Genomic DNA, 14,381 nt, shown 5'->3' with positions numbered 1-14,381 from the left:
CCTTCGGAGGACGTCGGCGTCCGGCGGCCTTCCGTGGGGGGCCGGGCATGACTTCGTCCGAGGGGCGGACGCGGGTTCGACATGTGCCGATGTGCGGTCGCGGTCCTCGCCCGACGCGAAAAATCGGGCCGCGCCACTGAACCGTCGATGAACGAAACGCAGCGGATTCGTGACATCATCGGGAAAAGATCAGACCGCTTCCTCGCGCACCGCGACATTGGGCCGATCGGCGGTGAAACGACCGTCGATCAGCTCGACGATGCGGTCGCAGCGTCGTGCCAGACGCGGGTCGTGGGTGACCACCAGGAAGGTGGTGCGGCGGGTCTCGTTGATCTCGCGCATCAGGTCGAAGGCGCGGTCGGCGGAGCGGGTGTCGAGGTTGCCGGTGGGCTCGTCGGCGAGCACCAGCGCCGGGTTCATGGCCAGCGCCCGGGCGATGGCGACGCGCTGCTGCTGACCGCCGGAGAGCTGCATCACCGGCTGATTGCGCCACTGCGACAGATGGAACTGGGCGAGCAGTTCGTCGGCGCGCGCGAACATCGCATCGGTCGGGAAACCGCGATCGAGCAGCATCGGCATCGCCACGTTCTCCACCGCGGAGAAGGCGGAGATCAGGTAGTGGTACTGGAAGACGAAGCCGATGGCGCGTCCGCGCAGGCGGGTCAGTTCGGAGTCGTCGAGGGTGGTGGCGTCCTCGCCGTGAAGGATCAGGCGGCCGGCGGACGGCCGGTCGAGGAGGCCGATGAGGTTGAGCAGCGTGCTCTTGCCGGACCCCGACGGGCCGATCAGGGCGACGAACTCGCCCTGTTCCAGCCGGAGATCGAGACCGTGCAGCACCTCCACTTCGACGGCGGTGCCGACGGCGTAGGACTTCTTCACCTGGTCGAGGACGAGGACGGGGTCAGCCACGGATCGCCACCACCGGGTCGAGACGGGCGGCGCGCAGCGCCGGCGTCACGGCGGCGACGACACCGGTCGCCGTCGCTATCACCGCCGCCGAGACCGGCAGCCACCAGTCGATGATCAGAGGGAAGAACTCGCTGCCGTCGGGATTGCGCGCGATGGCGTGGAAGCCCCAGATGGCGACGAGGCCGAGCGACGAGCCGAAGATCGAGCCGATCAGGCCGAGCACGCCGCCCTGGATGAGGAAAACGCGCAGCATCTGGCCGCGCGAGGCGCCCATGGCGCGCAGGATGCCGATCTCCTTGGAGCGCTGCACCACCGAGACGATCAACACGGACGCGATGCCGAAGGCGACCGACAGGCCGACCAGCAGGCGGATCGTGGTGTTGGAGATCGATTGGATGTTCATCACGTTGAAGAACTGGGCGTTGGTCTTGATCCAGCTGTCGGCGCCGACCCCGGTGGTGGCCTGGAGCACCTTCGCCACGTCTTCCGCCGCGTAGACGTCGTCGACCGTCACCTCGATGGCTGTCGAGCCGCCGATGAGGCCGAGCAGCGCCTGACCGGTGCGCAGCGCCATGTAGACGTTGCGCAGGTTGGTGAAGCGGTTGCCGAGGTCGAAGAGGCCCGAGATGGTCAGGGTCATCATGGTGCCGCTCGCCGCGGTGAAGCGCACCTTGTCGCCGACTTCGACGCCGAGCTCCTTGGCCAGATCGGTGCCGATCACCACGTCCTCGGCGAAGAGGCGCGGTTGGCCGGCGGCGATGGCGCCGGGCAGATCGATGATGGCGAAGTAGCGATCCGGCTCGATGCCGATGGCGTTGACCGACCGCGAAGCGACGCCGCGCGAGGCGAGCACCGAGCCGGTGACCACCGGCGCGACGTGGGTGATCTCGGGATTGCGCTCGAGATCGACGCGCACCGCCTGCCACTGGTCGATCGAGCGAGTGCGCTGGGTGCGGCGCTGCACCGTGCCGAGGTTCACGGCGGTGTCGCCGTCGCGCAAGGGGCGCGCCACCTCGTCGGGCGGTACCATCGAGATGTGCGGCTGCGAGTTGAGGATGCGGCGCATCATGTTCGAGGTCATGCCCTCGAGCATCGCCGACATGAAGACGATGACGCCGACGCCGATGGTGGCGCCGGCGACGATGAACAGCGACTGCATCCGGCCCTCGAGCAGGAACCGGACCGCGGCGATCCATTCGAAGGGCAGCCAGCGGCGCATCAGAACATCCCCCGTCCCATGCCCGAGCCACGGCCCGGCCCGCCGCCGCCGCCGCCGCCACGGCCCTGACTCTGACCCTGACCTTGGCCCTGGTCCGGCCGGTTCGCAGCGCCGGCGTGCCCCGGCGTCGCGTCGCCGACGACGGCGCGGACGCGATCGCCGGTCTCGACCTTGGCTCTGACCGGGATCACGAGATCCTCGGGGGCGAGGCCTTCGACGATCTCGACACGGCCGTCGCCTCTCAGGCCGACGACGACAGGGCGACGTACGGCACGATCGTCTTCGGCGACCAGCACCCAGGCGCGCCGGGTCAGCGGATCGTGGACGGCGGTGGTCGGCAGCACCAGCGCGTCGGGTTTGCGCGCCACCTCGATGTCGACCGACGTCGTCATGTCCTGGCGGATGTAGGGGGGCGGCTTCGGCAGGCGCAGCTTGACCTGGACGGTGGCGGTCTGCGGATCGACGGAGGGGTTGACGTAGATCAGTTCGGCCGGGATGCGGTCGTCGGGGTAGGCGTCGGCGGAGACCAGTGCGGTCTGGCCGACGGCGACGAGGCCCATGTTCTTCTCGTCGATCTGCACCACCACCTGGGTCTCGCCGCTCGGCGACAGGGTCATCAGGGTCTTGCCCGGCTGGACCACGTCGCCGCGTTCGACGTTGCGGGCGATGAGCACGCCGGCGGCCGGCGCGGTGATGACCGTATAGGCGAGTTTGGTGCGGGCGGCGGCGAGCGAGGCTTCGCTCTGGGCGACGGCGGCCTCGGCCATCACCCGCTCGGTGCCGCCGGGCAGGCTCGATTCGAGCTGGAGGTGGGCGGCGCGCGACTGGGCGACGGCAACGTCGCGTGCCTTGCGGGCGTCGTCGACCTGCGCCTGGGTGGCGAAGCCGGTCTGTTTCAGCTTGTCGACGCGGGAGAAGGCGGCCTGAGCGGCGACGAGGTTGGCCTCGGTCTGGGCGACGTTCTGGCGGGCGACGGGCAGGGTGACGTCGGCGATCTGGCGGAGCTTGGCCTCGGCCTGGGCGAGGGCGGCCTCGGCGAGCTGGACGTTGGCTTCCGCCTCGCGACCCTCGAGGCGGATCAACACCTGATCGCGCGCCACGGTCTGTCCTTCGGCGACGGGGATCTCGGCGACGGTGCCCGTCACCTGCGAGCCGATGTCGACGCGGTAGGGGGCGAGGACGCGGCCGGTGGCGACGATGGTGCGTACCACTTCGCCACGCTGCGGCGTGACCACGGTGACACGCGGGCCGAGGGCGAGCTCGATCGCACCGAAGGCGAGGAGCGCGACGACGCCGGCGAGAAGGATCCAGCGTAGGATGCGGCCGAAGAGCGAACGTCCGGGAGTGGTGGGCACCGTGTGAACTCATCCTTGTTCGCCGAGAAGATGTCCCTCGGCGCTCGGCTGCGATCATGATCGTGGCTCGACACCCGCCTCGGCCCGTTCGGACGCGGCTTCTGCGTCGATCCTCGTTCTTCCCCCGTTCGCCCACGATCGGACACCCGATCGCACCGGTCGGCATTGATCGACCGCAACCGCATGGCGGTTACGCGCTCTCCCCGATCCCCTCGACACGGGGCGCCGCCTAGATTTCCATCGAAGGCCGGCGACGCCGGTGGTGTGGGCCGAGGCCGACAGGCGAGGAGGATTCGATCATGCGCGCCGACGAGGTGATGACCAGCAATCCGACGACGATCTCGCCGCAGGCGTCGGTCGCCGAAGCCGTCCGGTCGATGCTCGAGGCTCGGGTCAGCGGGCTGCCGGTGGTCGACGAAGCCGGCCATCTGGTCGGCGTGATCACCGAGGGCGACCTTCTGGCCCGGGCCGAACTCGGCACCGAGAAGAAGCGGGCGAAATGGCTCGAATTCCTGTTCGGTCCCGGCCGCTCGGCGGAGGACTTCGTCCAGTCGCACGGCCGGCGGGTCGAAGAGGTGATGACGCGCAGCCCGATCACCGTCCTGCCCACGGCGGGGCTCGACGAGGTGGTCGAGACGATGATCGACAAGCGGGTGAAGCGCCTGCCGGTGGTCGACGGCGGGACCCTCGTCGGCGTGGTGTCTCGCGCCGACGTGCTGCGCGCGCTCTCGGGCGCCTTCGCCGCGGTGCCGGTCGTGACCGGCGACGTGGGCGACGCCGAACTGGTGGAGAGGATCCGCGCGGTTCTCGCCGGCCAGAGCTGGGCGCCGGCGACCTCGCTCGACATTCGCGCCGTGAACGGTTCGGTCGAGCTGTGGGGATCGATTCTCGACGAGCGTCAACGCGAGGCGATTCGGGTGGCGGTGGAGAACGTTCCCGGCGTGAAGGCGATCGTCGATCACCTGGTGTGGGTCGAGCCGTTCTCCGGCACGGTGGTGAGCGCGCCGGGAGATCGCGAGGGCTGAGGCTCTCCGCCCGGCTCGCGCCGTATCGTCCGAGCGACCTATTGTCTCGCCTCGACGCCGGGGCTATTGAAGCCCCGACGGCGGTGGGCCGTCGCGCATGCCGGGCCAGCGAGTGCGGGGGAGCCTATGAGCGTTTTCGCCGATCAGCGCAAGACGATGGTGGACAACCAGATCCGCACCGTCGACGTCACCGATCACGCCGTGATCGACGCCTTCTCGACGGTGGGCCGCGAGGCCTTCGTACCGGCGGAGATGGTGGCGCTCGCCTATATCGACCGCCCCGTCCGGGTCGCGGACGGCCGCTTCGTGATGCAGCCGGCGCCGCTGGCCAAGGTCGTCCAGCTCGCCGCGCCCCAGCCGGGCGAGAAGGTGCTGATCGTCGGCGGCAACACCGGCTATTCGGCGGCGATCGTCGCCGAACTCGGCGCCTCCGTGGTGATGGTCGAGGAGAACGCCGATCTCGCGGCGAAGGCGGAAGCGGCGCTCGCCGGCCGCGACGTCGCGGTGGTGCGCGGGCCGCTTTCGGCCGGATGCGCCGCGAAGGGACCCTACGACCTCGTCCTCTTCGACGGATCCGTCGAGGTGGTGCCCGACGCCTTCCTGGCACAGGTGGCCGAGGGCGGACGTATCGTCGCGGTCGAAGGCACCGGCCAGACCGGTCGCGCCACGGTGACGGTCAAGTCGAGCGGGACGGTCTCGTCCCGCTTCGTCTTCAACGTGCCGGCGATGCCGCTGCCCGGGTTCGCTCGGGTGCGGGAATTCGCCCTCTGACACCGGTCCGGGGATCGTGTAACCCCGTCGAGGCCCGCCGAACGTGGTTCGCGCGGGGTGCGAGGTGACGTCCGGTGAGGGCGTCGCGGCTGTTGCCATCGTGCCGCAGGCGGGGGAAATCTCGCCGATCGAGGCGGCTCGCTGGCTTCAACGATTTGCCAAGTCGCCCATTTAACTGTTCGTTAGGGCGTTCGCTCGCGGTCGGCGATGAGAGCGCGCCGTCGATTCGTGGATCGAGACGAGGAGTGTCGTCGTGCAATTTCGTCGTGGGGTCATCGCCGGTTTCGTCGGCTCGATCGTTCTCGCCGGCTCGTCCGTCGCCGGCAGAGCACAATCGTTGAGCGAAGCGCTGGCGCTCGCCTACAACAACCATCCGCAGCTCAACGCCGCGCGCGCCGACACGCGTGCCGCCGACGAGGGCATCGGCATCGCCGCGTCGGCCGGGCGGCCGAAGATCAACGGCGCCGCCAGCTACGGCCTCTCCGACACGCTGATCACCTCGCGTCCGAGCATCTTCGGCTCGACCGCCACTCGTTATCAGCTCCATCCGATCACGACCTCCATCACGTTGGTGCAGCCGATCTACGCCGGCGGTCAGATCGATGCCGGCAAGGCGCAGGCCAAGTCGTCGGTCCGGGCGCAACGCGAGTTGCTGCGCACGGCCGAGCAGACCGTCCTGCTCGCCGCGGCGACCGCCTTCATGGACGTGATCCGCGACACCGCGCTGGTCGGTCTGCAGGAGAGCAACGTCAAGTTCCTCACCGAGCAGGTGCGCGCCGCCAAGGACCGCTTCGGCGTCGGCGAGGGCACGCAGACCGACGTCGCCCAGGCGACCGCCACCTATCAGCTGGCGATCTCGCAGCTCAACGCGGCGCGGGCCCAGCTCAACGCGTCGCGCGCCGAGTTCCGTCAGGCGGTCGGCAAGGATCCGGGCAAGCTCACCGGCGCCGACGCGATCGACAAGCTGCTTCCGAAGTCGATGGAAGGGGCGGTGTCGGCGGCGCAGTCGGAGAATCCGTCGATCCTCGCCGGCTCCCACAACGTCGACGTCGCCACCTTCAACGTGAAGTACCTGGAAGGTGCGTTGCTGCCCCAACTCGGCGTGCAGGGCTCGGTGAGTCGCAACTGGGACAACACCAGCTACAAGACGATGAACGACGCCCGCATCGGCCTCCAGCTGTCGGTGCCGATCTATCAGGGCGGCGGCGAATACGCCAAGATCCGTCAGGCCAAGGAGCAGCTCGGCGCGGCCAAGATCCAGGTCGATCTGGCGCGCGACACGGTGCGGGCCAACGTCGTCTCGGCCTGGGGCATGTTGCAGGCGGCCAACGCCTCGATCGCCGCCTATCGGGCGCAGATCGAAGCGGCGCAGCTCGCCCTCAACGGCGTCATCGAGGAGCAGCGCGTCGGCCAGCGGACGACGCTCGACGTCCTCAACCAGCAGACCGCCCTGATCACGGCGCGCTCCAACCTCGTCAACGCCGAACGTTCGCGCATCGTCGGGTCGTTCCAGCTGGTGGCGGCGGTCGGACGGCTCGACGCCGACCATCTGCGGCTCAAGGTGACGTCCTACGATCCGACGCAGCACTACGAGGCGGTCAAGGACAAGTGGATCGGCCTGCGCACGCCCGACGGCCGTTGATCGGGGCTTGCGCACGTCGTCGTCGGGGATAACTCGGCCCGGGCTGGTTCGATGCGTTTCCGGCCGGCGACTTCCCATCTATAGTATCCGTGTCGCGTGAGGCCCCCATCCCCTGGATGGTGGGGCCTCGACATATCCGGGCGTGGGGCGGAGGAAGTCATGGCCAAGGCGCAAGCTCAGGAACCCTCGATGGAGGAGATCCTGGCCTCGATCCGCAAGATCATCGCGGACGAGGAGACCGCTCCCAAAGGAGCGGCCGCGAAGGCGCCGGCGCTCGACGAAACCATCTCGGAGGATGATCTCGACAAACTCTTCTCCTCCGCCGGCGACGACGAGGAAGACGAAGAGGACGTGTTGGAGCTGACCGAGGAGATCGGTCCGGAAGATCCGCCGCTGGTCGAGGGCTTCGGCGAGGCGACCGACGTCGCCTTCGAGGACATCGCCGCCGAGGCGCCCGAGGTCGCCGAAGCGGCGTTCGAGCCGGATCCCGAACCGACGTTCGAGATGGAGCCCGAGCCCGAGCCCGAACCGGTCCGCGCCCCGCCGCCGCGCCCCGAGCCCGCGCCGGTGACGGTGCGCGCGCCGGCCCCGCCGCCGCGGCCCGAACCGGCCTTCGTCGCGGAGGCGCCGGAGGCCGCGCCGTTGATCTCGCAGGCGACCGAGGGGCTCGTTTCCTCCGCCTTCAACGATCTCGCCCTCACCGTGCTCAACCGTAACGCCCGCACCCTGGAGGACCTCGTCCAGGACATGCTCCGGCCGATGCTCAAGGCGTGGCTCGACCAGAACCTGCCGCCGATGGTCGAGCGGCTGGTCAAGGCCGAGATCGAGCGCGTCACCCGCGGTCGGTGACGTCTCCTGCGCGGCGCGCCGAGGGGCCCGGCGAGACGATCCCGGTCGGCCGCGCCGATCGGTCGTCGATGCTTCGGCGACGTCCGCCCTCTCGACGACGACACGACGACGAAACGCGCGACGCAATCACGACGCAACGTGCGCGTGATCGAATGGCGTCACGCGTCGCGATCCACGTCCGCCGGACTGTCGTGATCGCCGCATCGTCGCGGGGGACCCCATGTCGCGCAAATTGATCGCGGAATTTCTCGGAACTTTCTGGCTGGTGTTCGGCGGCTGCGGATCGGCGGTGTTGGCCGCCGCCTTCCCGCAGCTCGGCATCGGCTTCGTCGGCGTATCGCTGGCCTTCGGGCTGACGGTGCTGACCGGCGCCTATGCCTTCGGCCCCGTCTCGGGCGGCCATTTCAATCCGGCGGTCTCCGCCGGTCTGGCGATCGCCGGCCGCTTCTCGTGGAGCGAGTTCGTTCCTTATGTCGTGGCGCAGGTGATCGGCGCGGTCGCGGCCGCGGCGGTGCTCTTCGTCGTCGCCTCGGGCAAGGCCGACTTCTCGCTCGCCGGCGGTTTCGCCTCCAACGGCTACGGCGAGCATTCGCCGGGCGGCTACGGGCTCGTCTCGGCGCTGGTGATCGAAGTGGTGCTGACCGCGGTCTTCCTGCTGATCATCCTCGGCTCGACCGAGGCGCGGGTTCCGGCCGGTTTCGCGCCGATCGCCATCGGCCTCGCCCTGACGTTGATCCACCTGATCTCGATCCCGGTGACCAACACCTCGGTCAATCCGGCGCGGTCGATGGGACCGGCGGTGTTCGTCGGCGGCTGGGCGATCCAGCAGCTGTGGCTGTTCTGGGTGGCGCCGATCGTCGGCGGTCTGATCGGCGGCGTGATCCACAAGTCGCTGCTCGCCGAAAAAGCCTGAGTTCCGCGTCTCTCGAGGGGTCGGACGAGGTTGACACCCCCGGCCCCTCGAGGTTCAACGAGCGCACCTCCCAGAGCCGGCCGTAGCGCCGGCCAAATCGCGTTCCGGAACCGTCATGCTCGAAAAAACCTACGAGGCCGCCGCGGTCGAACCCCGCATCTCCGCCGCTTGGGACGAGGGAAAAGCCTTCGCCGCCGGAGCCGGCGCGAAGCCGGGGGCCGCGCCCTATTCGATCGTCATCCCGCCGCCGAACGTCACCGGCTCCCTGCACATGGGCCATGCGCTCAACAACACGCTGCAGGACGTGTTGGTGCGGTTCGAGCGGATGCGCGGCAAGGACGTGCTGTGGCAGCCGGGCACCGACCATGCGGGCATCGCCACGCAGATGGTGGTCGAACGCCAGATGGCGCAGCGCCAGGAGCCGGGCCGGCGCGAGATCGGCCGCGAGGCGTTCCTCGAGAAGGTCTGGGCGTGGAAGGCCGAATCGGGCGGCACCATCGTCAATCAGCTGAAGCGGCTGGGCGCGTCCTGCGACTGGTCGCGCGAGCGCTTCACCATGGACGCCGGCCTGTCCGAGGCCGTGCTCAAGGTCTTCGTCGAGCTGCACCGGGCCGGGCTGATCTACCGCGACAAGCGGCTGGTCAACTGGGACCCGCATTTCGAGACCGCCATCTCCGATCTCGAGGTGATGCAGGTCGAGGTCAAGGGCGCCTATTGGCACTTCAAGTACCCGGTCGAGAGTGAGCCCGGCCGCTTCGTCACGGTGGCGACGACGCGCCCCGAGACGATGCTCGGCGACACGGCGGTGGCGGTCCATCCCGACGACGAGCGCTACACCGATCTCGTCGGCAAGTACGTCATCCTGCCGCTGGTCGGCCGGCGCATTCCGATCGTCGCCGACGAATATTCGGACCCCGAGAAGGGCACCGGCGCGGTGAAGATCACCCCGGCGCACGACTTCAACGACTTCGAGGTCGGCAAGCGCCACGGCCTGGCGATGATCAACGTCCTCGACCGCAAGGCGCACATCGCGCTTTCCGGCAACGAGGCCTTCTGGGCCGACACCGGCCACGGACAGGAGCTCTCCGGCGCGCCGGAGCCGAAGGAGGGCGAGGAGGCCGATACCCCGGTCGCCTATGTCTTCGGCGCGCAGGTGCTGGAGATGCTGCTCGACGGCAAGGATCGCGACAGTGCGCGCAAGCACGTCGTCGAGGCGATGGCGCGGCGCGGGCTCCTCGACAAGATCGAGCCCAACACCCACACGGTGCCGCACGGCGACCGCTCCCACGTGGTGATCGAGCCGTTCCTGACCGACCAGTGGTACGTCAACGCCGGCGAGCTGGCCAAGGAGGCGATCGCCGCGGTGCGCGACGGCCGCACCACCTTCGTGCCGAAGAACTGGGAGAACACCTATTACCAGTGGATGGAGAACATCCAGCCGTGGTGCGTGTCGCGCCAGCTGTGGTGGGGCCATCAGATCCCGGCGTGGTACGGGCCGGACGGTGAGGTGTTCGTCGCCCACGACGAGGCCGAGGCGCTCGACGCGGCGATCCCGCACTATCTGACGCGCGGCATGATCGACGCGGCCAAGGCGGCGGATCTCCGGGCGAACGGGCCGGCGGGTTTCCTCACCCGCGACGAGGACGTGCTCGACACGTGGTTCTCTTCGGCGCTGTGGCCGTTCTCCACCCTCGGTTGGCCCGAGGCGACGCCGGAGCTCGCCCGCTACTATCCGACCTCGGTGCTGGTCACCGGCTTCGACATCATCTTCTTCTGGGTCGCCCGGATGATGATGATGGGCCTGCACTTCATGAAGGACGAGGCCGGGAACCCGGTGATCCCCTTCAAGGACGTCTACATCCATGCCCTCGTCCGTGACGAGAAGGGGCAGAAGATGTCGAAGTCGAAGGGCAACGTCATCGATCCGCTCGACCTGATCGACGAGTTCGGCGCCGATGCGCTGCGCTTCACGCTGGCCGCCATGGCGGCGCAGGGCCGCGACATCAAGCTCGCCAAGGCGCGGGTCGCCGGCTATCGCAACTTCGCGACCAAGCTGTGGAACGCCGCCCGCTTCGCCGAGATGAACGGTTGTGTCTGCGTCTCCGACTTCGAGCCGGCTGCGGCGAAGGGCACGCTCAACCGCTGGATCGCCACCGAACTCGCCCGCGCAGTCGAGGGCGTCACCCAGGCGCTCGAGGCCTATCGCTTCAACGACGCGGCGGGGGCGGCCTATCGCTTCGTGTGGAACTCGTTCTGCGACTGGTATCTCGAACTCGCCAAGCCGATCTTCCTCGGCGACGATCAGGCGCTCAAGGACGAGACCCGGGCGACCTGCGCCCATGTCCTCGACGAGATCCTCAAGCTCCTTCATCCCTTCATGCCCTTCATCACCGAAGAGCTGTGGGCGAAGACGGCGGAGGAGGCGGGCATCCGCCGCGCCGACCTGCTGGTGCTGACCGAATGGCCGCGGACCGGCGTGACCCACTCGGAGGCCGCCGACGAGATCGACTGGCTGGTCGGGATGATCACCGAGATTCGCTCGGTGCGCTCGGAGATGAACGTGCCGGCGGCGGCGCAGATCCCGCTGGTGGTGGTCGGGGCCCCGGAGAAGACCCGCGGCTGGCTCGCCACCCACGAGGCGGCGATCCTGCGGCTCGCCCGCATCTCGGAGATCTCGGTCGCCGACGCGGCGCCGAAGGCCTCGGCACAGATCGTCGTCGACGAGGCGACGGTGTGCCTGCCGCTCGAGGGCGTCATCGACGTCTCGGCCGAGCGCAAGCGCCTGGAGAAGGAGGTCGAGAAGGCCACCCAGGAGATCGGCCGCATCGACAAGATGTTCTCGAACCCGCAGTTCATGGCCAAGGCCAAGGAAGAGGTCGTGGAAGAGAACCGCGAGAAGCGCGAGGAATACGTCGCCCGCCGCGCCAAGGTCGAAGAGGCGCTGGCGCGCCTGGGGTGAGTGCTCTTCCGCATCGGAATCGTACGAGGCCGGGGCGCGAGCTCCGGCCTCGTGCGTTTTCGGGGGGGGCTGCCGGTCGATCGGTCGATCACACACTCATCGGTAGAAAAGCAGTCGGTTGACGCGACGTCGTCACAATCGACGATGGGAGATCGGGAAGGCGGCGTTCACCATGTCGCGGCGGGAGGTGCGGCGATACTCCCGTGTCGAAACTGCAACACCGATTTTCAATGAATTTCTCCGAGCTTTCGACAGGGGGATCGCGCCGCTTTCCGGTCACAAATGGAACCCAGCGTGCGATCGTCCGGGATGGATCCCGGGCAGGGTGAGGAGAGCCGACTTGGGTTCGCAGACGCGTGGCGTGGATGTCGATCGGCCGAAGGGACGCGACATCGTCGAGGTGGCGGTACGGGGATCCGTGTGGCCGGCCGGCGTGTTGTGCGACCCGTCGACGTCTTCGTCGCCCGCTGTCGAGACAAGACCCGTTTCCGGCCCGAGTTTCGCCGGAAACGACGCCTATCTCCTGATGATGAAAGCCTCGACCCCGTGCAGCGGGGAGACGAGGCGAACAGTTTCGGATCGGCCGACGCCCGGTTTGCGGTGGCGGATCATGAACGAGATGCCCGAACGATCCTCCACGTGTGGCCCGTCGCCTGTCGGCGGCAGGCGCCGTCGCGTCGACGGGGAGTTCGGGACGATGACGAGAACGGTCATGTGGTGTGGAACGTTCCTTCGTTTCGGTCTGTTGACCGCGGCCGTGGCCTTGTCGGCCACCACCGCGTCGGCGCTCGATCCCAATGCCCGGGTGGCGGACGACGAGCCGCTGATCCCGACGGTGCAGGCGCTGGCGCCGCTGCCGGTGACGCCGACGGCCATCCCGGCGCCGCCCGCGCCGGTGCTGTCGCAGCTGCCGCCGGGGATCTCGCCGAAGCTGATCGGGCCGACGGTCGCCGGCAACGCCATCAACGCCAGCGAAGCCTTCCGCGCCGGGACGCGCCTCTATTACGAGGGTGATCGCAAGGCGGCGATCGAGCAGCTCAAGCGCGCCGCGGAGAGCGGCCATCCGATCGCCCAGTGGAAGCTCGGCCGCATCTATCAGACCGGCGACGGTGTGCCGGCGAACGACGCCAAGGCCTTCGAGTTCTACAATCAGGTCGCCAACAACCACGCCGACGACAGTCCGACGAGCCCGCAGTCGGCTTTCGTCGCCTCGGCCTTCGTGGCGCTCGGCGGCTACTATCTCAAGGGTGTCGAGAACACCGCGATCCGTCCGAACGTGCAGAAGGCGCGGGAGATCTACACCTACGCCGCCTCCTACTTCGGCGATGCCGACGCCCAGTTCAATCTCGGCCGCCTCTATCTCGACGCCGCGTCGAAGGAGCGCGACCCCAAGCAGGCGGCGCGCTGGCTCAAGGTGGCGGCCAAGAAGGGTCACGTCGGCGCTCAGGCGCTGCTCGGACAGTTGCTGTTCACCGGCGACGACGACATGCCGCGCCGTCCGGCGCAGGGGCTGATGTGGCTGACGGTGGCGCGCGCCAACGCCCACGCCGTGAGCGAGGACTGGATCCGCGACGCCCAGGAGCAGGCCTTCTCGGTGGCGAGCGAGCAGGAGCGCCGCCTCGGCGTCGCCCAGGCGCAGGATTGGATCGCCAAAGCGGGAAATCAGTGACGGGTTCGGCGCGAGCCGACCTGCGCATCCGGAGGCCGGGCGCCGAGAGGCGCGCCGGCCTTTTTCGTTTTCCGGCGGAGCGCGGATCGCGCCGGTCGCCCCTCGGGGGGGCGACCGGTGCAATTCGCGTCGCTCATCGCACGCTACGATTCACCCTCGTCGGGGTGGTCGGGGAGGGCTGCGTCGAAGCCGTGCAGGAAGGCGAGGCGGGAGCCGACCCAGATGTTGCGGGTCGGGCGGACGCGGTCGGGTTCGTCGAGCGAGGCGACGGTGACGTCGATGGTCGCGGCGCCGCGCGGATCGGCCGGCGGCGCATCGGCGAGGGGGAGGGCGGTGGTGGCGGCGTCGGCCTTCGCGTCGACGACCTCCTGAGCGAAGAACAGCTGGGTGCCGCAGGTCGGGCAGAAGCCGCGTTTCGCCAGCGTCGAGGAGCGGAACCAGCTGAGCTCGCCGGTGACGGTCAGATCGGCGCGCGCCACCGTCGTCCAGGTCACGAAGGGCGCGCCCGCCGAGCGGCGGCAGATGCGGCAGTGGCAATGGGCGACGTCGGTCGGCACGCGAGCGAGATGGTAGCGGATCCCGCCGCACAGACAGCCGCCGTCGATACGATCCCGCGCCATGTGCACCTCTTCATCGTCGGCAAAAGCCTCGGGGCGCCCGGCCTCAGCCGACGTCGAGTTCCACCCAGACGGGCACGTGGTCGGAGGGCTTGTCCCAGCCGCGCACGTGTTTGTCGACGCCGACGCCCTTCAACCGGTCGGCGGCCTGCGGGCTCGCCAGCACATGGTCGATGCGGATGCCCTCGTTCCTCTGCCAGGCGCCGGCCTGATAGTCCCAGAAGGTGAAGACCTGGGCATCGGTCGAGGCGCGCAGACAATCGGTGAGGCCGAGGCCGAGGAGGCGGCGCCAGGCCTCGCGGCTCTCCGGCTGGAACAGCGCGTCGCCGAGCCAGTTCTTCGGCGTCCGGGCGTCGAGCGGCTCGGGGATGACGTTGTAGTCGCCCATCAGGAGGAAAGGCTCCTCGAGGGCGAGACGAGCCTTCGCGTGGGCCTCGAGCCGCTTCATCCAGC

At 68.9% G+C, this 14,381-nt stretch carries 12 protein-coding genes; 7 read left to right on the top strand and 5 right to left on the bottom strand.

From position 1 onward, the window contains the following. Positions 1 to 189: 189 nt before the first annotated feature. The 3 genes from V7Q42_RS17605 to V7Q42_RS17595 are packed head-to-tail and all read right to left on the bottom strand — an operon-like array spanning position 190 to position 3,483. A complete protein-coding gene (locus tag V7Q42_RS17605; protein ID WP_333825419.1) occupies positions 190 to 909 on the bottom strand; it encodes an ABC transporter ATP-binding protein in 720 nt (239 codons plus the stop codon). Further along, on the bottom strand, positions 902 to 2,128 hold the full coding sequence (locus V7Q42_RS17600) for an ABC transporter permease (protein ID WP_333825418.1): 1,227 nt from the start codon (positions 2,126 to 2,128) through the stop codon (positions 902 to 904). Before V7Q42_RS17600 ends, V7Q42_RS17605 begins: the two co-directional genes overlap by 8 nt. Continuing rightward, a complete protein-coding gene (locus tag V7Q42_RS17595; protein ID WP_333825417.1) occupies positions 2,128 to 3,483 on the bottom strand; it encodes an efflux RND transporter periplasmic adaptor subunit in 1,356 nt (451 codons plus the stop codon). Before V7Q42_RS17595 ends, V7Q42_RS17600 begins: the two co-directional genes overlap by 1 nt. A 299-nt stretch (positions 3,484 to 3,782) precedes the next feature. On the opposite strand from V7Q42_RS17595, the gene V7Q42_RS17590 reads away from it, so the two are divergent. The 7 genes from V7Q42_RS17590 to V7Q42_RS17560 all read left to right on the top strand — a co-directional run bounded on the left by V7Q42_RS17590 (position 3,783) and on the right by V7Q42_RS17560 (position 13,311). Continuing rightward, entirely contained in the window at positions 3,783 to 4,508 is a 726-nt protein-coding gene (locus V7Q42_RS17590; RefSeq protein WP_333825416.1) for a CBS domain-containing protein, read from the top strand. A gap of 126 nt (positions 4,509 to 4,634) precedes the next feature. Continuing rightward, complete coding sequence (locus V7Q42_RS17585) at positions 4,635 to 5,279, top strand: protein-L-isoaspartate O-methyltransferase family protein (protein ID WP_333825415.1); 645 nt, start codon at positions 4,635 to 4,637, stop codon at positions 5,277 to 5,279. Positions 5,280 to 5,532: 253 nt separating this feature from the next. Continuing rightward, the gene (locus tag V7Q42_RS17580) at positions 5,533 to 6,921 is read left to right on the top strand and encodes a TolC family outer membrane protein (protein WP_333825414.1); all 1,389 of its coding nucleotides are present in this window, start codon (positions 5,533 to 5,535) and stop codon (positions 6,919 to 6,921) included. 159 nt (positions 6,922 to 7,080) lie between these two features. Then, positions 7,081 to 7,770, top strand: a complete 690-nt coding sequence (locus tag V7Q42_RS17575) for a PopZ family protein (RefSeq protein WP_333825413.1) — start codon at positions 7,081 to 7,083, stop codon at positions 7,768 to 7,770. Positions 7,771 to 7,990: 220 nt separating this feature from the next. Beyond that, entirely contained in the window at positions 7,991 to 8,683 is a 693-nt protein-coding gene (gene aqpZ / locus V7Q42_RS17570) for an aquaporin Z (RefSeq protein WP_333825412.1), read from the top strand. A gap of 115 nt (positions 8,684 to 8,798) precedes the next feature. Continuing rightward, the gene (locus tag V7Q42_RS17565) at positions 8,799 to 11,642 is read left to right on the top strand and encodes a valine--tRNA ligase (RefSeq protein WP_333825411.1); all 2,844 of its coding nucleotides are present in this window, start codon (positions 8,799 to 8,801) and stop codon (positions 11,640 to 11,642) included. Positions 11,643 to 12,339: 697 nt separating this feature from the next. Continuing rightward, on the top strand, positions 12,340 to 13,311 hold the full coding sequence (locus tag V7Q42_RS17560) for a tetratricopeptide repeat protein (protein ID WP_333825410.1): 972 nt from the start codon (positions 12,340 to 12,342) through the stop codon (positions 13,309 to 13,311). Positions 13,312 to 13,454: 143 nt separating this feature from the next. Here the strand turns inward: V7Q42_RS17560 and V7Q42_RS17555 are convergent, their stop codons facing one another. Continuing rightward, the gene (locus V7Q42_RS17555) at positions 13,455 to 13,931 is read right to left on the bottom strand and encodes a GFA family protein (RefSeq protein WP_333825409.1); all 477 of its coding nucleotides are present in this window, start codon (positions 13,929 to 13,931) and stop codon (positions 13,455 to 13,457) included. A 43-nt stretch (positions 13,932 to 13,974) separates the two neighbouring features. Next, positions 13,975 to 14,381 (bottom strand): exodeoxyribonuclease III (locus V7Q42_RS17550; protein ID WP_333825408.1); only part of this gene is annotated, 407 nt, incomplete at its 5' end.

The sequence above is a fragment of the Pinisolibacter sp. genome (assembly GCF_036782435.1).
Taxonomy (GTDB): domain Bacteria; phylum Pseudomonadota; class Alphaproteobacteria; order Rhizobiales; family Ancalomicrobiaceae; genus CALBKH01.
This window is presented reverse-complemented; position numbering and strand designations above follow the sequence as displayed.